Below are 21,865 nucleotides of genomic sequence, written 5' to 3' on the forward strand. Positions count from 1 at the left end.
ACTACGTCTCGACTGAGACTATGTCTCGCTATGACCCCTGATCTCGCGCCGAAGACCCTAGAGGCGTGGCGGTTCGTGCAGAAGATGCTCCACGACGTGACCTCGATGGTGCTGGACGACGCCCGCGACGAACGCGAGGTACTGGATGGGCTTCGGGTGGTCTCGCGGGTCACCGCGCTGTGCTCGGAGTTGTCCATCGAGGCAGATCCGGAACTGCCGTGGTTCTTCGACATGTGCTCCCCCACCCGCATGGTCGGCGGTCCGAATCCGGACGGCCGGTACCTCCTCGCAATGATTCGAGGCGACCGTCGCTACCGGATCACCGGAACCCGAGGCAGCACCGCCTATCTCGGTATGCAGGTGCTGGCCGGCACCGGGATGACTCCGCGCCGCATGGCCGCCTACCTCAGCGACACCGAGCTCACCCTCGACGCGGGCGGGTTCACCGTGGTGGTGTCGGCCGACCAGCCGCCGGCCGCCGAACTCGTCAACGCACAGTGGCTGAGGATTCCCGACGACGCCGCCTCGATGGTGGTGCGGGAGTACGTCGGCGACGCCGACACCGAGGTACCCGCCACCCTGCGGATCGAGACGCTCGATGCCGTCGTGCCGCAACCGCCGACCGATGCCGCAGTCGCCGAACAGTTCACCGCGATGGCGTGGACGTTGATGAAGTTGACGAGTTTGCACCGCACCGTCAAGCCCGAACTGCTCACTCGCCCCAACGTTCTGCTGACCGCGGAGGCCGCCGACCTCGGCGCCGCGGACACCACCCCGGACAACCTCTACATGATCGGCACCTTCGGCCTGCAAGACGGCGAGACTCTGCTTCTGGAATTCCATCCACCCGATACCCGGTACTGGAACGTGACGCTGGAGAACATCTGGCACGAGTGCATCGAGCCTCGGCGCAGACACAGTTCGGTCACCAACCGGGGTGTCAGCGCCGACGCCGATGGCAAGGTCCGAATAGCGATCGGCGCCAGGGACTTCGGGCACGGGCACTGGTTGGACACCGGCGGCCACCGCCGTGGCTTCATCGTGCTGCGCTGGCTCGACAATCCCGCTGCGCCCGATGTCACGGTCAGCGTGATTCAGGCGTGAGTACCGACCGCTTCGACGTCGACGTGCTCGTCGAGCAGGCGTGCGATCTCGCGGGCCTCGACGACTTCGGCGAACCCGACGGCTGGCGCGACGGCCTGGCGCTGCTGACCGACGGTCTGGCGGCCGAAGCCAGACTTTCGCCGCTCGGCGTCGAGATCGCCGTGATGGACATCGTCGGTCCGCTCGCCAGCCGACTGCGAATCATGCAGTGCCGCAAGGATGATGCCGCGATCGCGGCCGCCCCCATCGAACGGCCCATCTTCATCGTGGGCCAACCGCGCACCGGCACGACCATCCTGTTCGACCTACTGGCCCAGGACCCCGAGCTGCGCCCACCGCTGACGTGGGAGGTCGATTCACCATGGCCGCTTGCCCGACCCGACACCTATGACACCGATCCACGGATCGCGCAGGCACAGGCCAACCTCGAGATGTCCGAGCAGATCGTGCCGGGACTCCTGGCCTTTCACCCGATGGGTGCACGCGTCGGGCAGGAGTGCGTCAAGGTCTGGGCCGCGCAATTCTGCAGCATGTTGTTCTCTGTGCAGTACCGGTTGCCGACCTACTACCGTTGGCTGCTGTACGACGCCGACCACGAAGGCGCCTATCGCTATCACCGAATCTTCCTGCAGCACTTGCAGTCCGGTGTTGGTGGGCAGTGGCTGTTGAAGTCGCCCGCCCACCTGTGGCAGCTCGACCGTCTGGTCGCGGAGTATCCGGACGCGGTGATCGTGCAGACCCACCGCGATCCGCTCAACGTCATCTCGTCGATCACCGCGCTGACCCACCACCTGCGCCGACTGGCCTCCGACGAGAGCGACATCCGCGAATGCGCGCAGCAGTCGTGCGAGGAGATCGTCGTCGGGCTGGAACGGTCGATGAAGGTGCGCGACTCGGGCACCTTGGCCCCGGGCCAACTCATCGACGTCCAGTTCGCCGACTTCATCGCCGACCCGTTGGCCACCATCGGCAGGCTGTACGACGCGCTGGGCCGGGAACTGACCCCGGTCGCCGAGACGCGCATGCGCCAGTTCCTCGCCGAGCACCCCGGCGACGGTGGCGGTGGTCGCTACACCTGGTCCGACACCGGACTGGACGCCGCCGTGGTGCGCGATCGGGTCCGTGCCTACCAGGACAGGCTCGAGGTGCCCACCGAGGCGCTGAAGTAGTGGACGTCGAGCGGTGCCTGGAACTGCGGTAACGATGTTACCGTCGGGCGGTGAACGAAGAGCGCCACCTCCTGCGTCAGTTGGGCATGCGGGACGTCGAGGAGTCCGATGAGCGCCTGGTCATCGAGATGGACAACCGGCCGAACCTGGTGAACATCCGCGGTGCGCTGCAGGGCGGGTTGGTGGCCACTCTGATCGACATCGCGGCGGGCCGACTGGCCAGCAACGTCGTCGGCCCGGACCGGGACGTCACCACGGCGGACATGAACGTCCACTTCCTGGCGCCGATCATCGAGGGCCCGGCGCGGGCGGAGGCCACCATCGTGCGGGCGGGCCGGCGCCTCATCGTGACGTCCGTCGACGTCACCGACGTCGGCCGGGACCGCCTGGCGTGCCGGGCGACGCTGAGCTTCGCCGTGCTTGAGCCCCGATGAGCGCTTGCGCGAAGAGCAAGAGCCCCGATGAGCGCTTGCGCGAAGAGCAAGAGCCCCGATGAGCGCTTGCGCGAAGAGAATGAGCCCCGCTAACCCCGCCGGAACTTGCCCAGTGCCGCACGGCGCGGGCCCCGGATGTCGACCGACCCACAGACGCTGCGCCCGGTCAGGATGACGTGCGGACGGCCCTCGGCGGGCGCGTCCTTGCGATGATCGCGGGCGCTGCCGACCAGCACCTCGACGTCGTCGATCGACGCGCTGGCACCGTCGGGCAGCCGGATGTCCACCGACCCGAACTTCACGTCCAGTTCGATCACCACGATCGGGCCGGCGAACCGCGCCTTGGTCAGGTCTAGGTCGATCGATCCCATCCGGCGCACCAGCGACAGTCGGGTGGGCACGATCCACTCCCCTTGGCGCTTCAGCGAGCCCAGCACGCCCTTGAGTTCGACCCGGTCGGTCGCCGACGTGACGATGGCGCCGGGACCCGGTAGATCCTCGACGAGCGCGGCGAGATCGGAGTGCAGGCGGGCTTGGGACACCGCGGCCGAGCGTTCCTCGAACTCGTCGATGTCGATGAGGCCCAGCGCCACCGCGTTGTGCAGGCGGCGCAGCGTCCCGTTGCGATCGGCATCCGAGATGCGGAGGACGAGGGCGTCCCCGCCCACGTCAGAGTTGATGCTGGTCATTGCTGTCCTCCTACGACCACCAGGCTACTCAGGCCAGATAGTCCGGGGGCAGTCCGTTCAGCATGTCCTTGCACATCCGCACGGCGTACTCCGAGCTGCCGCCGCCGACGATGAGAGCCGCGAAGGCCAGGTCGCCGCGGTAGCCGGCGAACCAGGCGTGTGAACCGCCGTCGAACTCCGCCTCACCGGTCTTGCCGCGGACGTCACCGTTGCCATTGAGATCCTTGGCGGTGCCGTTGGTCACCACCAGCTGCATCATCGGCCGCAGGCCGTCGATCATCTTCGGCGTGATGGTCGGCGTGTCACCCGACACCTCGGTGTGCCTGCCCTCGATCAGCTGCGGTACCGGGGTCTTGCCCGCGGCGACGGTCGCCGCGGCCAGCGCCATGCCGAACGGGCTGACCAGCACCCGGCCCTGGCCGAAACCGTCCTCCGTGCGCTCGGTCAGGTTCACCGTCGGGGGAACCGATCCGGTGACGGTGGTGATGCCGTCGACGACGTAGTCCGTGCCGATGCCGTACTGCGCGGCGGCGGTGGTCAGGCCGCGCGGTGGCATGCGGCTCGCCAGCTCGGCGAACGTCGTGTTGCACGAATTCGCGAAGGCGCGCGACATGGGCACCGTGCCGAGGTCGAACCCGCCGTAGTTGGGGATCGTTCGCTGCCCGATGTCGATCTGGCCGGGGCAGCCGAGAAGCGTGTTGGGCGTCGCCATGTCGCGATCGATCGCTGCACCCGCCGTCACGATCTTGAACGTCGAGCCCGGCGGGTAGAGGCCGGTGGTGGCGGCAGGCCCGTCCTCGTTGGCGGCAGCGTTCTGGGCCACGGCCAGGATCTCGCCGGTGGACGGCTTGATCGCCACGATCATCGCCTTGCGGCCGACCATGTCGACTGCATCCTGTGCGGCATCCTGCACGGCACGGTCGAGGCTTATGGTCACCGAAGGTGCTGGCGCACCAGGCGTTTCGTCGAGGACGTCGACGTCGACACCGTTCTGGTTGACGCTGACCACCCGCCAGCCGGCCTGGCCGTCGAGCTCGTCGACGACCGACTTCTTGACCTGGTTGATGATGTCGGGGGCGAAGCGATCGTCGGTGGGCAGCAACTCGGCATGCGGGGTGATGACGACACCGGGCAGGTTGCCGATGGCGGGCGCCACCGCGTCGCGGTCCGCCTGACGCAACGTGACGAGGTCCAGCGGCGTCGCCGACGAACTGGCCGTCTCGGCGAGCCGCTGGGCGTCCAGGGTCGGATCGAAGCGCCGCAGGGTGTCCGCCACGACGGTGGCCGTCGGCATCAGGTCCCCGCCCGCGGCCTTCGCGTCGAGTGCATAGTTGTACAGAAAGCCTGGCCGCAGCACGTCACTGCCACCGCGTTCGTTGACCGATGCCCGCGGCGGAGCGTCCGCGCGCAAGGCGAGGGTCTGGTTCTCGCCGAGGTTCGGATGCAAACCCGTTGCGCTCCAACGGACTTCCCACCGACCCTCCTCACGGACCATGTTGAGCCGACCGTCGTAGGTCCACGTGCGGTCCCTGGGTAGGTGCCACGTGTAGCGGTAGGCGATGCTGCCGGTGTCCTCGGCGTACTTGGAACCGAGGATCTGCGCGTCGAGCGTGGTCGCCTGCAGACCCGCCCACGCTTCGTTGAGGGCGGCCCTCGCGAGCGCAGGCTTGTCGCTGAGATCGGCGGCGACCCCGGTGTCCCCCTTGGCGAGCGCGGTGAAGAACGCCGTCGCCACCGGTTCGGGACCGTTGGGCTTGGGTGTGCAGGCGCTGACTCCGCCGACGGTCGCCACCACGGCGAGCACCGTGAGAAGTCCAGTGACTCGTGATGCGGATGAGGTTGTTGTGACCATTGAGGCTGATGTTAGAAGCGCGTCGGTCGCATGACGGGGAGGCGCACCGAGATCTCGTCGAGATCAGACCGTGATCAGTCGAGCAGCACGGTCGCGAAGGTGCCGACCTCGGTGAACCCGATCCGCGCGTAGGTGGCCCGCGCCACCGTGTTGTAGGCGTTCACGTACAGACTCGCGACGCGGCCGCTGCGGACCACCGCACCCGCAAGCGCGGCAGTTCCCGCCGCACCGAGCCCCCTGCCCCGCCAATCGGGGTGCACCCAGACGCCCTGGATCTGGCCGACTGCGGGCGACTGCGACCCGACCTCCGCCTTGAACACCACCTGACCGTGCTCGAAGCGCGCCCACGCCCGCCCCGCGGTGATGAGGCTCGCGACCCGTCGCCGATAGCCACGGCCACCGTCTCCGACGCGGGGGTCCACGCCGACCTCGCCGATGAACATGTCCACCGCGGCCACCAGGTAGGCGTCCAGCTGCTCGATCCGCACCGGACGGACATGCGGGTCGATCGGACACTGCGGCGCCGTCGCGAGCGCCATCAACGGTTGCTGATCCCGGACGTCGCGGGCCGGACCCCAGGCCTTCTCCAGGCGGTGCCACATGGGCAGCACCAGTTCGGCGCGGCCGACCAACGACGAACACCGCCGAACGGTGCTCATCGCCTTGTCCGCGAAGGCCACCAGGTCGGCGGGCTCACCGCGCAACGGGATCAGGTTGGCGCCGGCGAAGCACAGCGAGTCGCTGGGGCGGCGTCGGGTCCACATCTCCCCCCCGATCGCGGGCGGATCGACCCCGTGGTCGGCCACGCGCGACGCAACCATGCAGGAACCGACGGGATCTTCGTCGAGGACGCGGCGCACCATTGCCGCATCGCGCACCACCGTCACGCGTCGCTCATCGGCGAGACGAAACAGCGGAGGAGCGGACATCGGGTCCTTCTGGGGCGCGGTTCTCTTCGACCCGTACGCGGTGCGACCGCTCACGGGGACATGCTCAGCTTACGGTCACAACCGGTGCGCCGCTAACATCCTTCGAACCACGTTCGTCATTGATTTGGGCCGCGATCCGCATCGCCTCTTCGATGAGGGTCTCGACGATCATCTGCTCGGGCACCGTCTTGATCACTTCGCCTCGAACGAAGATCTGGCCCTTGCCGTTGCCCGAGGCGACGCCGAGGTCGGCCTCGCGAGCCTCACCCGGGCCGTTGACGACACAACCCATCACCGCGACGCGTAGCGGAACGTCCAGACCCTCGAGTCCGGCGGACACTTCGTTGGCCAGCTTGTAGACGTCGACCTGAGCGCGCCCGCAGGACGGGCACGACACGATCTCCAAACCGCGCGGACGCAGGTTGAGCGACTCCAGGATCTGATTGCCGACCTTGATCTCCTCGACCGGCGGAGCAGACAACGACACTCGGATGGTGTCGCCGATGCCCTTCGACAGCAGCGCCCCGAAGGCGACCGCCGACTTGATGGTGCCCTGGAACGCCGGACCGGCCTCGGTCACGCCGAGGTGCAGCGGGTAATCGCACTGGGCCGCGAGCTGCTCGTAGGCGGCGACCATGATCACCGGATCGTTGTGCTTGACGCTGATCTTGATGTCACCGAAGCCGTGCTCCTCGAACAGCGAGGCCTCCCACAGCGCCGACTCCACCAACGCCTCGGGCGTAGCCTTGCCGTACTTCTGCATCATCCGCGCGTCGAGCGAGCCGGCGTTGACACCGATGCGGATCGGGATGCCCGCGTCGCCGGCCGCCTTCGCGACCTCCTTGACCCGGCCGTCGAACTCCTTGATGTTGCCGGGGTTGACACGCACGGCGGCGCAGCCCGCATCGATCGCGGCGAAGATGTACTTCGGCTGGAAGTGGATGTCGGCGATCACCGGGATCTGACTCTTCTTGGCGATCACCGCCAGCGCGTCGGCGTCCTCCTGACGGGGACAGGCCACCCGGACGATGTCGCAGCCGGAAGCGGTCAGTTCGGCGATCTGCTGCAGCGTCGAGTTGATGTCGTGCGTCTTGGTGGTGCACATCGACTGCACGGCGATCGGATAGTCGCTCCCGACGCCGACGTCGCGGACCATCAGCTGGCGCGTCTTGCGGCGCGGGGCCAGCGTCGGCGGAGGCGGTGCCGGCATACCCAACCCGACGGACATGATGACTTCTTTCTGAGGCTTATTGGAACAATCTGATCGGGTTGACCAGATCAGCGGTCACGGTCAGCAGCATGTAGCCGCCTACGACGACGAGCACGACGTAGGTCGCGGGCATCAGCTTGAGATAGTTCACCGGAGCACCGGCGACCTTGCCGCGCGCCGCCCGAATCATATTGCGGATCTTCTCGTACACCGCGATGGCGATGTGGCCACCGTCGAACGGCAGCAGTGGCAGCAGGTTCACCGCGCCAAGCACGAAGTTCAGCTGGGCGAGGAAGAACCAGAACGCCACCCACAGCCCGGCATCGACCGTGTCACCGCCGATGATGCTGGCGCCGACGACGCTGATCGGCGTCTCCGGGTCGCGTTCACCGCCGCCGATGGAGGTCCACAGGGCGCCGATCTTCGTCGGGATCTTCGCCAGCGACTTACCTAGCTCGACCACCAGGTCACCGGTGAACGCGAAGGTGGCAGGCACCGCGGACAGCGGGTTGTACTGCGTCGGCCCGAACTGCGCGGCCGCGATGCCAACGGCGCCGACCTCGCTGGGGGCGCCGTTGCCGTCCTTGGTCCACCGCTGGGTCTTCGTGACGTCGACGGTCGTGGTGACGTCGGTGGTCCTGCCGTTCTCGGTGCGCTGGACGACGAACGGTGTCGGCGCGTTCAGCTTGCGTACGGCGGCGACCATCTCGTCGAAGTTCTTCACGTCGGTGTCCCCGACCTTGACGACCGTGTCACCCGCCCGGATGCCCGCCAGCGCGGCGGGGCCTGGTCCGGTGCATTCGCCGAGGTTTCCCTTGGTGACTTCCGGTGATACACAGGAGGTTTCGCCGACGATCGCCGTGGTAGGCGGGTGCAGGTTGGGCAGACCCCAAACGACCGCGATGCCGTAGAGGAGCACCAGACCGATGATGAAGTTCATGCCGGGGCCCGCGAAGAGCACCGCGACGCGCTTCCACACCTTCTGGCGGTACATGGCGTAGGGACGGTCCTCGGGGGTGAGCTCCTCGACCGACGTCATGCCGGCGATATCGCAGAAACCGCCGAGGGGTACGGCCTTGACGCCGTACTCGGTGTACCCCAGCCGGTTGCGGCGCATCGTCGACCACACCGTCGGTCCGAATCCGACGAAGTAGCGCCGCACCTTCATCCCCGTGGCGCGCGCGATCCACATGTGCCCGCATTCATGCAGGGCCACCGAGACCAGAATGGCGAGTGCGAACAGCACAATGCCCAATACGAACATCATCTAGTGGGTACGACCTCCCGTGCGACTGCTCTCCGCGCCTGGTCTCTGGCCCAGTCCTGCGCGTCGAGTACCTCATCCACGGTAGCGGGTTCTCCCGCCCACTGGTCCGCACCGCGCAAGACCTCGCCGACGATCCGGACGATCGCGGGGAAACGGATGCGGCCGTCGAGGAACGCCTCGGCCGCCTCTTCGTTGGCGGCGTTGTAGACCGCGGTGAGACAGCCGCCCCGGCTACCGGCCTCCCGGGCCAGCGCCACGGCGGGGAAGACGTCGTCGTCGAGGGGCTCGAAAGTCCAGCTCGAGGCGGTCGTGAAGTCGCACGGTAGCGCCGCGCCGGCGATCCGCGCCGGCCAACCCAGCGCCAGCGCGATCGGGAGCCGCATGTCGGGCGGGCTGGCCTGGGCGATCGTGGAACCGTCGAAGAACGTGACCATGGAGTGCACGATCGACTGCGGGTGCACGACGACGTCGATTCGGTCATAGGGGACCCCGAAGAGCAGATGCGTCTCGATCAACTCGAGGCCCTTGTTGACCAGCGAGGCCGAGTTCAGCGTGTTCATCGGGCCCATCGACCACGTCGGGTGGGCGCCGGCCTGTTTGGGCGTGACGTCCTCGAGCGCTGCGGTCGTCCACCCGCGAAAGGGCCCACCCGATGCCGTCAGCACCAGCCGGGCGACTTCGTCGGACGTCCCGCCACGCAGGCATTGCGCCAAGGCAGAGTGCTCGGAGTCGACCGGCACGATCTGACCGGGTGCGGCCGCCTTGAGCACCAGCGGACCGCCGGCGATCAGCGATTCCTTGTTGGCCAGGGCCAGCCGGGCACCGGATTGCAGGGCAGCCAGGGTGGGGCGCAGCCCCCGGGCGCCGACCAATGCATTGAGTACGACGTCGGCCTCGGTGTCCTCGACCAGTTGGGTAGCGGCCTCGGGGCCGACGTAGGCGACGTCGCCGATTTGCTCGGCGGCGGCGGGCGATGCGACGGCGACGTGGCGAGCCCCGGTCTGGGCCCGTTGGCGCGCCAGCAGGTCGGGGTTGGCGCCACCGGCGGCCAGTCCGACGACCTCGAATCTGTCGGGGTTGGCCGCGATGACTTCCAACGCCTGGGTGCCGATGGAACCGGTGCTGCCCAGCACTAACACGCGCAGACGACCCGACTCGGATCTCCGGTCGCGTCGCTCTTGCCCTCCGGATGTCACCGGACCATTGTGCCCGCAGCCGGGAGCACGGCCTACTCCCAGGAAATTCCCAGTCGGTTGTGACGCGAATGTGACATACGGGCCACGATGCCATCCGTGACTGCGATCACCGCGAATGCCCCCATGAGGACGGCGGCACGCGTCGTCTCAGACACATTGGAGTGATGACGTCATGAAATCAGCTCACCGCAAAGCTTTCACGGCGGCCGGCCTGACCGCAGTCGCCATTCTCGGCACTTCCGCGTGTTCGAGCGAGACCGCCAGCGAAGCCACCAGCAGCGCCAGCAGTGTCTCTTCGAGCGTCGTGAGTAGCACCTCCTCGAGCGCGCCGGCGATGACCGCTGCCGCCGACCCCGCCGCCGATCTGGTTGGCACGGGTTGCGCCGGCTACGCCGAGCAGGTGCCCGAAGGCCCCGGATCCGTGGCTGGCATGGCCACGGCACCGGTCGTCACCGCAGCCGCGAGCAACCCGATCCTGACCACCTTGGCCTCCGCGGTCTCCGGCAAGCTCAACCCCGGCGTCAACCTCGTCGACACGCTCAACGGCGGCGAATTCACCGTGATCGCGCCGACCGACGATGCATTCGCCAAGATCGACGCGGCGACGCTCGAGAAGCTGAAGACCGACGCCCCGCTGCTGACCAGCATCCTGACCTACCACGTGATCCCCGGGCAGCTCACCCCGGCAGAGGTCGCCGGAACGCACAAGACGGTCCAGGGCGCCGATGTCACCGTCACCGGTGCCGGCGAAGCGCTGAAGTTCGATGAGTCCGGCCTGGTCTGCGGTGGCGTCAAGACCGCCAACGCGACTGTCTACATGGTCGACACCGTCATGATGCCGCCCGCCGCCTAACAACTGCCACACCACGATTCGAAATCCAGAAGGAAAGTTGACACCAATGATTCTGAACAAGACCAAGAAGGCCGTCACCGGCGCCTCGATCGCCGCGATGGCGGTCGCCGGACTGCTCGCCTCGACCGGAACCGCGCAGGCGGATCCCGCTGCGGGTCTCGTCGGCCCCGCCTGCTCCGCGTACGCGGAGCAGGTACCCACCGGACCGGGTTCGGTCCAGGGCATGTCCGTGGCGCCGGTCGCCACGGCCGCGTCCAGCAACCCGCTGCTGACCACCCTCACCGCTGCGGTGTCGGGGAAGCTCAATCCTCAGGTGAACCTCGTGGACACCCTCAACGGTGGCGAGTTCACGGTCTTCGCGCCGACCGATGATGCCTTCAAGAAGATCGACCCGGCGACCATCGAGACGCTCAAGACCGACGCCCCGCTGCTGACCAGCATCCTGACCTACCACGTCGTCCCGGGCCGGGTCAGCCCCGCGGATCTGAACGGAGTGCACAAGACGGTCCAGGGTGCCGACCTGAACGTCACGGGCATGGGTAACGAGCTCAAGGTGAACGATTCGTCCGTCGTCTGCGGAAACGTGCAGACCGCCAACGCGACCGTCTACCTGATCGACACCGTGCTGATGCCGCCTGCTCCTCCCGCGATGTAATCGAGGGATTCGATCGTCCACGGGGCGGTCCGGCATCACGCCGGGCCGCCCCGTTTCGTCGACTTAGGACCGACGGGCCGACGGGTCCGCCGTGGCCACGATCTTCACCACCAGGCCATCGTGGATCGTCAAGACGATCACTGCGAACAACCGACCTCGGGCGAACGCCAGCAGCACCGGCTGGCCGGGCGGCCCGGAGACGACCGTCGCCCCCGTCCCGAGGTAGCGCACGAGGTTGACGGCGACGTCGTCAGGCCCACGATTGACCCGGGGCGGTGGCGCGGGATGCGCGAGCACCGTGGCGCTGCCCCACACATCGGGATCCAAAAGACCTGTCAAAGCCGATATGTCACCTTTGGCGCACGCAGAGATGAACGCCTCGGTGACGCGAAGGTGCTCGGCGCCGGCGACCTCGACGTGGCCGGGCGCGTTGGCGGAGAACTTGGCGCGCGCCCGTCGCGCTAGCTGGCGGCACGTCCCAGCCGGTCTGCCGACCGTCTCGGCGATCTCGTCGAAGGGCACGGCGAACACGTCGTGTAGCACGAAGGCGACGCGCTCCCCCGGGCTCAGCTGAGACAACACCTCGAACAACGCGATGCCGACCTCGTCGTCGAGGGTCACGCGGTCGGCGGGGTCGGTGTCGATCCGAACGTCGACGAGGGCGGATTCCTGCTCGGGCGCAAGCTTCGTCTCGAGTCGCACGCGCGCCGACTTGAGGTGATCCAGGCACAACCGCCCCGCCACCACGGTCAGCCAGCCGCGCAGGTCATCGATGTCGTCGAGGACGGTGCGGGACAGCCGCAGGAATGCCTCCTGCGCGATGTCCTCGGCCTCCCCGACGTCGCCAACCATTTGATAGGCCAGGTTGACCAGGTAGGGCCGGTGGTCGCGCCATGCGGCAGTGATCGTCATGAGGGTACGACGAATCGGGGTGCGGAAAAGTTACGACCGGTCGCCAACGCGCGCCGGTGTAACTTCTGCCCGCGATGAGTCGTCCTTGATTGCATGGCCCCACTCAACACCGTCGTCGTCACCGGAGCGACCGGCAACGTCGGCGGACCGCTGGTCGTCGAACTCGCCGACGCCGGCATCGACGTCCGCGCGGTCACCCGTCAGCGCGTCGTCGAGTTTCCGCCTGGCGTCACTGCATTCGAGTCGGCGTTGGACGCCCTGCCCGGGGCGGACGCCGTCTTCCTCAACTCCAGAGCGCTCGGCTGCGACCTGCAGGCGACGATGGCCGCCGCCCGCGAGGTGGGTGTGCGGCGCCTGGTCGCCCTGTCGGCGATCAACGTCGACGACGACTTCTCTCGGCAGCCGTCACGTTTCCGTGGCGACCGCAACAGGGAATGTGAACGGCTGGCCGTCGATTCGGGTCTGGAATGGGTGAGTTTGCGGCCCAGTGTCTTTGCGTCGAATTTCGCAGGCATGTGGGCACCTCAGATCCGCCGTGGCGACGTGGTGGGCGGTCCGTACGCGTCCGCGTCGAGTGCGCCGATCGCCGACGCCGACGTCTCGGCCGTCGCCGCACGGGCCCTGCTCACCGACGATCTGGTGGGTGGGCGGCTGGCACTGACCGGACCGCAGTCGCTCACCTATTCCGAGCTCGTCGGCGTCATGGGCACGATCCTCGGTCGTGGACTCACCTACCTCGAGGTTCCGGAAGACGCTGTTCGACAGCACTTCTCGAGCATCGGTTTCGCGGCCGACTTCACCGACGCGTACTTGGCCCTCCTGGCGGAGACCGTGGATCGAACTGCAGTGGTGACCCGCGACGTCGAGGAGATCCTCGGACGCCCGGCCCGCACCTTCGCGCAATGGGTGTCCGAGCACCGCGACCGCTTCACCGAATGAGAAGGAGGACATGGCATGTCGAATATCCGTCCACCGGGGTGGCTCAAGCCCATGAACAGGATCGTGGTCGCCGCGCAGAGACTCGGCATACCCGCGGGGCCGTCGATGGTGTTGACCGTTCCCGGTCGCAAGTCTGGCCAACCTCGCAGCACACCCATGACGCCGTTCGACCTCGACGGTGGGCTCTACACCGTCGCGGGCTATCCGGGCGCGGACTGGGCGGCCAATGCACGCGCCGCCGGGGTGGGGACGCTCGCACGCGGTCGTCGGACCCGAACCGTCAGGATCGTCGAACTATCCCCCGCCGAGTCGAAGCCCGTACTCCGCGCGTTCGCCGTCAAGGTTCCCGTCGGCGTCGGCTTCGCCAAGCGCAGTGGACTGGTCACCCACGGCACACCCGACGAATTCGAGTCACTCGCCGGGCAATTGGCGGTATTCCGCTTCGACCCGGCATAGCAGGCTTCCTTCAGCTCGCTCACGCCGTCATCCTAAAACCCGCCGTGAGCGCGTCGAACGGAGGAGTCGTATTTGAGTCTCCCCGCCATCGACCCACAGTCAGGCGGCGACTGGCGGATCCGGTCCGACGGGTGGCTCGCCCCGTTGGGCCGCTGCATCGTTGGCGGCCTTGGGAGTCCAGGCGTCGTCGGCGGGTGTGCGGAATCGTTCGGGGTGGTGGTAGTGGTTGACCCGGTTTTGTCCGGTGTCCAACTGCGGCGGCGGATGCCATTCGGTGTCGTGGTGTTCGTTCATGAGTGTCGTCCAGCCGTCTGGGCCGACCATCCGGTTGTCGGGTCCACAGGCCAGGCTCATCTCGTTGACGTTGGTGTTGCCGCCGTCGTTCCAGTCGGCGACGGTGTGGTGTACCTGGGTGCCGTAGGCGGGGACGGGGCAGCTGGGCTTGGTGCAGCCGCCGTCTCGCAGGATGATCGCCAGCCTTTGCGCCACGGAGGCGGTGCGGCGTGCCCTGAAGAAGTCCAGCACCTGGCCGGTGGCGTCGTCGAACACCCCCAGGTAGTTGGTCGCATTGTGTTCGGCGGCCATCTGCACGACGTCGGTGACGGGCATGAACGTGCCGCCGCCGGTGGTGGCGGTGCCGGTCATCGACATCAGATCGGCCAAGGTGGTGCGGATCAGGATGGCGGTCGGCACCCCGTTGAGGTGGCCCAGTTCCCCCTTGCTCAGGGCGTGCCGGGCGATGAACTCCATCGCGTCGTGCTGGCGTTGGGCCAGGGTGCGGTCATCGGCGTCGATCTGGGCTTGGCTGGGGATTCCCGAGAAGCAGGGCTGTTCGTCGGCGGGGTTGCACATGCCGGGGGCGGCGAATTTGGCGAACAGCACTTCCCACACCGCGCGGTGAGCCGGGGTCATCGTCGCGGTGAACTCGGTCATGGTGTCGTGGCGTTGGGGCCCGAGGCGGGCGCCGCGTCGGCGTTGGCGTTCCTCGTCATTGGGGGGCTGACCATCCTGATCCAAGAGGAACAAGGTTTGGTTGATCTGATCCTGCAGGGCCTTGGGTCCGTCCCCGACGCCGTGGCGTACCCAGTCCACCTCGATCTGCTCGCGTTCCGACGGCTGCACCCAGCCCGGGATCTTGGCCATGCCCTTGCAGAGGATGTCCACGTGCTCGTGGGTCAAGAACCCCATCCGTTGGGCCACCGCGACCGCGTCGAGGGTCGGCGCCAGAGGTTCACCGGTGATCGAGCGGCGGGGGCCGAGTTGGGCGGCGTGGGTGAGACGCCGCCCGGCTTCGCTGCCCGACAGGCGCCACCGGATCGCCAGCACGTCGCGCCAGGACTTCGCGCCCATCTCCGTGGGCGTGCTCTGCTGCTGCAGCTGGGCCAGCGCCCGGTGGCGATGCGCCGCGGTGCGGCACTCGGATTCCTCCAGGGCGTCGAGCAGCGTCACCGTCTCGCGCGCACTCAACGCATCGAAGTCGAGTGCGTCGAGTTCATCGTGGACCGCGCGCAGCGCCGCCACGACGGCGAGCACGCGGTCCGTGGACATGACTCGAACACTAGTTCGACCCACCGACAAGTCCACCCGCCGATGTGACCAGTGAAACCCAAGTGACAGAAGAGTTTTCGGGAAACTCGAGCCCTCAGCCGCCGAGGAACGCCGCGATCCCCGCGACAACGGCGTTCGCGTAGGCCGCGCGACCCGACTCACTGGTCATCCGAGCCGCATCGTCGGCATTCCGCATGTTCCCGAGTTCGACGAGCACCGCGGGATATTCGGCGAGGTTCAGCCCCGCGAGGTCAGCGCGTCCGAGCAGTCCCCGTGAGCCCAGGTAGGTCGATTCGCTCAGCCCCGACGCCGACAGCGCATCGCGCATGTCCGTTGCGAGCCGGATCGACGGCTCGCCCTGCGACGGAAACAGCGGCGGGCTCGAGTAGTTCACGTGAAAGCCGTGCCCGGACGCCGGCCCGCCGTCGGCGTGCAAGCTGACGATCGCGTCCGGGTGTCGCGCATTCGCGGCCGCGGCCCGCGCGTCGACACAGGGCGCCGCGCCACTGTCGTCGATCCGCGACAAGACCGTGGTCGCGCCCATCCCCTCCAGAGCGCTCTGCACGAGCCGGGCGACCTCCCAGTCGAACGTGTGCTCCGGGAACCCGGCCTCGGTCGCAGTCCCGGTGGTCTGGCAGTCCTTAATTCCCCCGCGGCCATTGGGCACCTGGCGGCTCAGCGGACCGTCGGCCGCGGCGCCGTGTCCGGGATCCAGCACGATCATCTTGCCCGCGAGGTCCGCGGCGTGGGCGGCCGGCGAGGACCAGAACGACGTCGCCACGACGACGGAGGCCATCAGCAGTGCCAGTGCTCGCATCGCCCCACGCTAACAAGCCGCGGATCAGCCTCCCGGCGGGAAGTTCTGCACCCAGTGCCTGGCGATGTCGACTCTGCGCGCGATCCAGACCGCGTCGTGCGACTGCACGTGATCGAGAAACCTCGTCAGCGCGGCGGTCCGCGCCGGGCGGCCGACGAGCCGGCAGTGCAGTCCGATGGACAGCATCTTCGGCGCGCCCGCGGCGCCTTCGGCGTACAACACGTCGAACGCGTCACGCAAATAGGTGAAGAACTCGTCGCCGCTGGGAAAGCCGCTGGTGGACACGAACTTCATGTCGTTGGTGTCCAACGTGTAGGGCACGACCAGGTGGTCCTGTCCCGACACCCGGGTCCAGTACGGCAGGTCGTCGGCGTAGGAGTCGGCGTCGTAGAGGAAGCCGCCATGCTCGACGACGAGTTCGCGGGTTTGGGGCGAGTCCCGGCCCGTGTACCAGCCCAGCGGTGCTTCACCCGTCAGTTCGGTGATGAGGCGAACTGCGTCCGCCATGTCGGTGCGTTCGGTCTGCGCGTCGACCAGCTGATAGCTGCGCCACTTCAAGCCGTGACAGGCGATCTCGTCGCCGCGCGCCGCGAAGGCGGCGACGGCCTCCGGGTTGCGTGCCAGCGCCGTGGCGACGCCGAAGATGGTCAGCGGGAGCCCGCGCTGGTCGAACAACCGCAGCACCCGCCACAGCCCTGCGCGCGAGCCATACTCGTAGAGCGACTCGATGCTCATGTGCCGATTCGGAAAGGGTTGCGCGCCAACTACTTCGGACAAAAACGTCTCCGAGGACTCGTCACCGTGCAGGACGTTGTCCTCCCCACCCTCCTCGTAGTTGAGCACGAACTGCAGCGCGATGTTCGCGCCGCCGGGCCACCGCGGATCGGGCGGATGCTGGCCGTACCCCACCATGTCGCGCGGGTAGTCGTCGATGGGCGGCGTCATGGTGGGATTGTCGCAGCGGATCGGCCTGCTTTCGCGGCGACCGTCGCACCTTGGAGTTTTCTCTTGGCGAATTCGGGCAAGATCGAAGTCATGCCAACGTTGCTGTGGTTCCGCCGCGACCTTCGCCTCCACGATCTGCCCGCATTGCTGGATGCCGCCAAGGACGATCAGGAAGTGCTCGCCTGCTACGTGCTCGATCCGCGGCTCAGGGCGACGTCTGGCCCACGGCGGCTGCAGTACCTCTACGACGCCCTGCGCGAACTACGCGACGGGCTCGACGGCCGACTGCTGGTCGTCGACGGTCGCCCGGAGACCGAGATCCCGGCTCTGGCCACCAAGGTCGGCGCCACGTCCGTCCACGTCTCGGGTGACTACCTGACGTTCGGGATGCGCAGGGACAAGGCGGTTCGCGACGCACTCGGCGACGTACCAATGGAGGATTCGGGTTCGCCGTACCTCGTCTCGCCCGGCCGGGTCACCAAGGGCGACGGCACGCCGTACAAGGTCTTCACCCCGTACTTCACGGCGTGGAAGGAGCACGGCTGGCGCGGCCCCGCGCTGACGACTGCGAAGTCGGCCCGCTGGATCGACCCAGCCGACGTCGGCGGTGGCGTCGACATTCCGCCCGGTGACGCCGAGCTGGACCATCCGGCCGGCGAGGCCGCGGCGAAAACGGGGTGGAAGAAGTTCCTCGATTCCGCGGTCGCCGACTACGCCGACGATCGGAACCGGCCCGATCACGACGGCACCAGCCGCATGTCGGCACACCTCAAGTTCGGCACCATCCACCCGCGCACGATGGCGGCCGACCTCGGTACGGGCCAGGGGCCGCAGGCCTACCTCCGCGAGCTCGCGTTCCGCGATTTCTACGCCAGCGTCGTGTACGCCTGGCCCGACAGCACCTGGTGGAACTGGAACAAGAACTTCGACCGGATCGAGGTCGACGAGGACGCCGACGCCACCAAGCGGTTCGAGGCGTGGAAGGCCGGCAAGACGGGCTTTCCCATCGTCGACGCCGGAATGCGCCAGCTCGCCGACACCGGTTTCATGCACAACCGGGTTCGGATGATCACTGCGTCATTCCTCGTGAAGGATCTGCATCTGCCGTGGCAGTGGGGTGCGCGGTGGTTCCTCGAGCAGCTCACCGACGGCGACATGGCCAGCAATCAGCACGGCTGGCAGTGGGCGGCGGGCAGCGGCACCGATGCTTCGCCCTATTTCCGGGTGTTCAACCCGACGACCCAGGGCAACAAGTTCGATCCCGACGGCGCCTACGTCGAGCGGTGGGTGCCCGAGTCACGTGGGGACGACTATCCCGAACCGATGGTCGACCATGCCGCCGAGCGCCTCGAAGCGCTACGGCGCTACGAGGCCGTCCGCTGAACTCCCTGACTACGACGTCCTGTCGTATGCCAGAATGAGGCCAGTAGACCGGACCCCTGAGGAGCAACCGTGGCGAGCACCGAGGTCGAACGACACACCGGCGTAGACGTCGAGGACGTGCCGTCGGCGAACTGGGGTTGGTCGAAGCAGAATCACCGCGCCATCCAGATCGGCGGCATTCTCGCCGGGTTCTTCATGCTCGCAATGCTGCGCGGCAACCACGTCGGTCACGTCGAGGACATCTTCCTCGTCGGCTTCGCCCTGGTCATCTGGGGAATCGTGTTCCGCGACTGGTGGCTCCGCCGCCGCGGCTGGAACCGCTAGCCCTGGGTCAGCGAGCTGCGCCCGCCGTCGGCATGGCGTCCGCCACGTCCGTCAGCGCGCTCGACAGGCCGGCTACGCCGCGAAGTTCGACGAACGCGCGGACCATCGCCTCCGTCATTTCGTGCGGATCGTCGGTGGTCAGGTCGTCGGTGAGGACGGAGACGTTCAGCTGATCGACGTAGCTCCACACCGTCACGTTCATGCCGCTGCCCGCGACGAGCGGGCCGACGGAGTAGATCTCGCTGATCACCGCGCCACCGAACGATCCCCGCTCCCGCGGTCCCGGCACGTTGGACACGGTGAGGTTCATGATCAGGCTCGACTCCACCCGCTTCGACTGCCACCGGAAGGCCGGCGGCGTCATCGAGGGCGGTAGGTAGTTCAACCAGGTGGCGATCAGGTCCGGGCCGAGCAGCTGGTGGTTCTCCTTGGCGATCCTGGTGGCCGCCGCGGTCAGACGAACCCGCTGAAGCGGATCGGCGACGTGCACCGCCAGGGAGGGCGTCATGTAGCTGAACTCGTTGCCCGCCAAGCGGTCCGGGTCGCCGTAGCTGACCGGTACACCGGCGATCAGGGGCGCGTCCGCCACACCGTCGTACCGCAGCGACAGTTCTCGGAGCGCACCCGCAACGGACGCGAGGACGACGTCGTTGAGGGTCACGCCGAGCGCCTTCGCCGCCTCCTTGACGTCGGGGAGTGCCAGTGGCACGGTGGCGAACCGGCGCGTCGGGGACACCACGTGGTTGAGGAACGTCGGGGGCGGGGCGAAGTTGGGGGCGAGCTCGGGATTGCGGCCGCGCTCCTTCGCACGGCGGCGAACCCGCGACACTCCGCGGGCGGTGTCGGCGACGAGGCTCGGCAGCCGCCGAAGCTGGCCGGCGTGATCGCGTCCGGCGGCGGTGAGCAGTCCGATCCTCGTCCGCTCGGCGTCCGCCGTGCGGATGGCCTTCGCCGGGAACTCAGGCGGATCCGGCTGGATGGCCCAGCCCATCTGGTTGGCCGACGCGACGCCGTCGGCAAGCACGTGGTGCACCTTGTGGATGATCGCCACCCGGTCGCCGGCCAGGCCCTCGGCGACGTACATCTCCCAGAGCGGTCGACTGCGGTCCAGCGGCGTGCTCGCGATCTCCCCGATGAGGTCGTCGAGTTCGCGTCGCCCACCCGGCGCCCGCACCGCGACCCGGCGGACGTGATAATCGAAGTCGATGCCGGCGTTCTCCACCCACATCGGATGGTGCAGCTTCATCGGGATGTCCACCAGTTGGTAGCGCAGCGGTTTCAGAGCGAGCAGTCGGGGTTCGGCGACTCGGCGAAAGAGATCGAAGGTGAACCGCCCGTCGAGACCGGACACGTCGAGGACGCCGATCTTCAGGGTGTGCATGTGGATCTCGGGCGCCTCGCTGTACAACATCAGGGCATCCACCCCGTTGAGCCGCCGCATTGCCCACCCCTGCCTCGTTTGGAGCCTCCATTGAACGCCGTCGACGCCGATTACACCGCGGACGTGACAATCGATTCGATCTTTGTAAACCTGTGCTGATGAGTCTGGTTGCGGGCCGCGGGCCCCTGAGCGCCGATCCCGCGGGCTGGTTCTCCGCTCCCCTGCCCGCCGAGGTCGTGTTCGTCGAACCGCATCCCCGCCGCATCCAAGCCATCCGGAACGGCCGCACCGTCCTCGACACCGAGCACGCGCTGCTGGTGCACCGTCGCGGCCATCCGTTGAGCTACGCCTTTCCCGCCGAAGAAGTGGCCGCTCTGCCCGGGCACGCGGTCGCCGAGGCGCCCGGTTACGCGACCGTGCCCTGGGATGCCGTCGACTCCTGGATCGAGGAGGGCCGCCCACTGGTCCACTACCCACCCAATCCCTACCACCGGGTGGACTGCAGGCCGGCGAAGCGGCGACTGCGGGCATCGGTCGCCGGGACAGTACTCGTGGATACCGCAGATACCGTGGTGGTGTTCGAGACCTCGCTGGCACCAAGACTTTACGTCGACCCCGGCGTGGTCCGGACCGACCTGCTCCGCCGGTCCGACAGCACCAGCTATTGCAACTACAAGGGCCAAGCCACCTATTGGTCGATGGCGGTCGACGGCACCGTGCACGACGACATCGCCTGGAGCTACGCGGACACCCCGCCCGAGACGCTTCCGATTCGCGGATACCTCAGCTACGACGAGACCCGAGCCGACGTGATCGCCGAGTTGCCCGTCGGCTGAACCGCATTCGCGCCGCCTGACGTCTCAGCCGGCACCGACGACCCGCTGGCCGAATCGGTCGATGGTCTCGAGGGCATGGGCCAGGCTGTCACCGGGGAGGTGCACCTGCGTCCAGGTGACGCCGAGCGCCTCGAGTTTCTCGATACCCGAGAGGAATTCGTCGGCGTTGAAGTCCGCGTCCGCGGGACTTCCGCCCTCTCCGTTGGTGAACGTGACGTCCATTGCCGACGGATCCCGGCCCGCCGCGTCACATCTGCGCCGGAGATCGTCGAGGCCCGCCGCGAGGTCGTCGAGCGACTCCATGGCGGCCGTGCGCGCCGTCTGGGCCAGCACCGCCGGCGCCGGGAACGGGCACCAGCCGTCACCGTGTTCGACCACCCTGCGCCGTGCGGCGGCGGTGTTGCCGCCGATCCATATCGGCGGGTGTGGCCGGCTCACCGGTCTGGGGTGTGCGGTGATCCCGGTGGCGGTGAAGTGCCTGCCCTCGAAGAAGACGTCATCGTTGGTCCACACCGCGCGGATCACCTGCAGCGCCTCCTCGAAGAGGGCGCCCCGTTCCTCGAAATTTACACCCAAAGCCGCGAATTCACGCTTCAGATACCCCACACCCACCGCGAGGGTGAAGCGTCCGTCGGACAGCAGGTCCAGCGTCGCCCCCGCCTTGGCCACCACGAACGGATTTCGGTACGGGAGCACCACCACGTTGGGGATCAAGCGCAGCGTGCTCGTGCGGGCGGCCGCGAACCCCATCGCGACGAAGGGATCCAGAGCGTCGTGGCCGCCGGATTCCAACCACCGCTGGGTCGGCGCGGGATGATCGGTGAAGCCGAATCCGTGGATGCCCGCCGCCTCCGCCGCCGCGGCGACCGCGCCGATCCCGCTGCCGCTGACCAGTTCCGGGTTGTAGGGGTGGGTGTGCATCGGATGGGTGATCGTGAACTTCACGGGGCGACGACTCCTCTGCCA

The 21,865-nt window shown here is 67.7% G+C and carries 22 protein-coding genes; 10 read left to right on the forward strand and 12 right to left on the reverse strand.

Going from position 1 to position 21,865, the window contains the following annotated elements; genetic code table 11:
* Positions 1 to 30 precede the first annotated feature (30 nt).
* The 3 genes from QUE68_RS18160 to QUE68_RS18170 all read left to right on the forward strand — a co-directional run bounded on the left by QUE68_RS18160 (position 31) and on the right by QUE68_RS18170 (position 2,707).
* Complete coding sequence (locus QUE68_RS18160; protein ID WP_286274223.1) at positions 31 to 1,104, forward strand: DUF1214 domain-containing protein; 1,074 nt, start codon at positions 31 to 33, stop codon at positions 1,102 to 1,104.
* On the forward strand, positions 1,101 to 2,273 hold the full coding sequence (locus QUE68_RS18165; protein WP_284227521.1) for a sulfotransferase family protein: 1,173 nt from the start codon (positions 1,101 to 1,103) through the stop codon (positions 2,271 to 2,273). Before QUE68_RS18160 ends, QUE68_RS18165 begins: the two co-directional genes overlap by 4 nt.
* A gap of 86 nt (positions 2,274 to 2,359) precedes the next feature.
* The gene (locus QUE68_RS18170) at positions 2,360 to 2,707 is read left to right on the forward strand and encodes a PaaI family thioesterase (RefSeq protein ID WP_286275863.1); all 348 of its coding nucleotides are present in this window, start codon (positions 2,360 to 2,362) and stop codon (positions 2,705 to 2,707) included.
* Between the two features lie 89 nt (positions 2,708 to 2,796).
* Here QUE68_RS18170 and QUE68_RS18175 read toward each other — a convergent pair whose 3' ends face one another.
* The 6 genes from QUE68_RS18175 to dxr form a co-directional block, all read right to left on the reverse strand.
* Entirely contained in the window at positions 2,797 to 3,396 is a 600-nt protein-coding gene (locus tag QUE68_RS18175; RefSeq protein WP_284227524.1) for a DUF1707 SHOCT-like domain-containing protein, read from the reverse strand.
* 28 nt (positions 3,397 to 3,424) lie between these two features.
* Positions 3,425 to 5,248 (reverse strand): penicillin-binding transpeptidase domain-containing protein, encoded by a 1,824-nt coding sequence (locus QUE68_RS18180; RefSeq protein WP_284227526.1) that lies wholly within the window; start codon positions 5,246 to 5,248, stop codon positions 3,425 to 3,427.
* A gap of 74 nt (positions 5,249 to 5,322) precedes the next feature.
* Positions 5,323 to 6,177: a GNAT family N-acetyltransferase gene (locus QUE68_RS18185; RefSeq protein WP_284231059.1), complete on the reverse strand. Its 855-nt coding sequence runs from the start codon at positions 6,175 to 6,177 to the stop codon at positions 5,323 to 5,325.
* A 64-nt stretch (positions 6,178 to 6,241) separates the two neighbouring features.
* A complete protein-coding gene (gene ispG, locus QUE68_RS18190; protein WP_284231060.1) occupies positions 6,242 to 7,408 on the reverse strand; it encodes a flavodoxin-dependent (E)-4-hydroxy-3-methylbut-2-enyl-diphosphate synthase in 1,167 nt (388 codons plus the stop codon).
* Positions 7,409 to 7,424: 16 nt separating this feature from the next.
* Complete coding sequence (locus QUE68_RS18195) at positions 7,425 to 8,654, reverse strand: M50 family metallopeptidase (RefSeq protein WP_284227528.1); 1,230 nt, start codon at positions 8,652 to 8,654, stop codon at positions 7,425 to 7,427.
* Entirely contained in the window at positions 8,651 to 9,850 is a 1,200-nt protein-coding gene (gene dxr, locus QUE68_RS18200) for a 1-deoxy-D-xylulose-5-phosphate reductoisomerase (protein ID WP_284227529.1), read from the reverse strand. The genes QUE68_RS18195 and dxr overlap by 4 nt, the downstream gene beginning before the upstream one ends.
* A gap of 172 nt (positions 9,851 to 10,022) precedes the next feature.
* On the opposite strand from dxr, the gene QUE68_RS18205 reads away from it, so the two are divergent.
* Positions 10,023 to 10,703, forward strand: coding sequence for a fasciclin domain-containing protein (locus tag QUE68_RS18205; RefSeq protein ID WP_284227530.1), 681 nt, complete (start codon positions 10,023 to 10,025; stop codon positions 10,701 to 10,703).
* 46 nt (positions 10,704 to 10,749) lie between these two features.
* The gene (locus QUE68_RS18210) at positions 10,750 to 11,358 is read left to right on the forward strand and encodes a fasciclin domain-containing protein (RefSeq protein ID WP_284227531.1); all 609 of its coding nucleotides are present in this window, start codon (positions 10,750 to 10,752) and stop codon (positions 11,356 to 11,358) included.
* Between the two features lie 63 nt (positions 11,359 to 11,421).
* Here the strand turns inward: QUE68_RS18210 and sigI are convergent, their stop codons facing one another.
* Complete coding sequence (sigI, locus tag QUE68_RS18215; RefSeq protein ID WP_284227533.1) at positions 11,422 to 12,270, reverse strand: RNA polymerase sigma factor SigI; 849 nt, start codon at positions 12,268 to 12,270, stop codon at positions 11,422 to 11,424.
* 93 nt (positions 12,271 to 12,363) lie between these two features.
* On the opposite strand from sigI, the gene QUE68_RS18220 reads away from it, so the two are divergent.
* On the forward strand, positions 12,364 to 13,209 hold the full coding sequence (locus QUE68_RS18220; RefSeq protein WP_286274224.1) for an NAD(P)H-binding protein: 846 nt from the start codon (positions 12,364 to 12,366) through the stop codon (positions 13,207 to 13,209).
* Positions 13,210 to 13,224: 15 nt separating this feature from the next.
* Entirely contained in the window at positions 13,225 to 13,665 is a 441-nt protein-coding gene (locus QUE68_RS18225; protein ID WP_284227537.1) for a nitroreductase family deazaflavin-dependent oxidoreductase, read from the forward strand.
* A gap of 99 nt (positions 13,666 to 13,764) precedes the next feature.
* On the opposite strand, the gene QUE68_RS18230 is transcribed toward QUE68_RS18225, so the two are convergent.
* The 3 genes from QUE68_RS18230 to puuE form a co-directional block, all read right to left on the reverse strand.
* Entirely contained in the window at positions 13,765 to 15,213 is a 1,449-nt protein-coding gene (locus QUE68_RS18230) for an HNH endonuclease signature motif containing protein (protein ID WP_284227539.1), read from the reverse strand.
* 94 nt (positions 15,214 to 15,307) lie between these two features.
* A complete protein-coding gene (locus tag QUE68_RS18235; RefSeq protein WP_286274225.1) occupies positions 15,308 to 16,030 on the reverse strand; it encodes an Rv3717 family N-acetylmuramoyl-L-alanine amidase in 723 nt (240 codons plus the stop codon).
* 24 nt (positions 16,031 to 16,054) lie between these two features.
* On the reverse strand, positions 16,055 to 16,975 hold the full coding sequence (puuE, locus tag QUE68_RS18240; RefSeq protein WP_284235687.1) for an allantoinase PuuE: 921 nt from the start codon (positions 16,973 to 16,975) through the stop codon (positions 16,055 to 16,057).
* Between the two features lie 90 nt (positions 16,976 to 17,065).
* Here puuE and QUE68_RS18245 point away from each other — a divergent pair, with 90 nt between their 5' ends.
* The gene (locus QUE68_RS18245) at positions 17,066 to 18,358 is read left to right on the forward strand and encodes a cryptochrome/photolyase family protein (RefSeq protein WP_284227541.1); all 1,293 of its coding nucleotides are present in this window, start codon (positions 17,066 to 17,068) and stop codon (positions 18,356 to 18,358) included.
* 69 nt (positions 18,359 to 18,427) lie between these two features.
* The gene (locus tag QUE68_RS18250) at positions 18,428 to 18,682 is read left to right on the forward strand and encodes a DUF2631 domain-containing protein (RefSeq protein ID WP_284227542.1); all 255 of its coding nucleotides are present in this window, start codon (positions 18,428 to 18,430) and stop codon (positions 18,680 to 18,682) included.
* A gap of 7 nt (positions 18,683 to 18,689) precedes the next feature.
* Here QUE68_RS18250 and QUE68_RS18255 read toward each other — a convergent pair whose 3' ends face one another.
* Positions 18,690 to 20,123 carry a WS/DGAT/MGAT family O-acyltransferase gene (locus QUE68_RS18255; protein WP_284227543.1) on the reverse strand — a complete coding sequence of 478 codons (1,434 nt, stop codon included), beginning with the start codon at positions 20,121 to 20,123 and terminating at the stop codon, positions 18,690 to 18,692.
* Between the two features lie 98 nt (positions 20,124 to 20,221).
* Between QUE68_RS18255 and QUE68_RS18260 the strand changes: the two genes are divergently transcribed.
* The gene (locus QUE68_RS18260) at positions 20,222 to 20,899 is read left to right on the forward strand and encodes a DUF427 domain-containing protein (RefSeq protein ID WP_286274226.1); all 678 of its coding nucleotides are present in this window, start codon (positions 20,222 to 20,224) and stop codon (positions 20,897 to 20,899) included.
* Positions 20,900 to 20,923: 24 nt separating this feature from the next.
* Here the strand turns inward: QUE68_RS18260 and QUE68_RS18265 are convergent, their stop codons facing one another.
* Positions 20,924 to 21,844: an LLM class F420-dependent oxidoreductase gene (locus QUE68_RS18265; RefSeq protein WP_284227546.1), complete on the reverse strand. Its 921-nt coding sequence runs from the start codon at positions 21,842 to 21,844 to the stop codon at positions 20,924 to 20,926.
* Positions 21,845 to 21,865: the final 21 nt, after the last annotated feature.

Origin of the sequence: Mycolicibacterium sp. TUM20985 (assembly GCF_030295745.1) — a bacterium.
In the GTDB taxonomy this organism is placed as follows: domain Bacteria; phylum Actinomycetota; class Actinomycetes; order Mycobacteriales; family Mycobacteriaceae; genus Mycobacterium.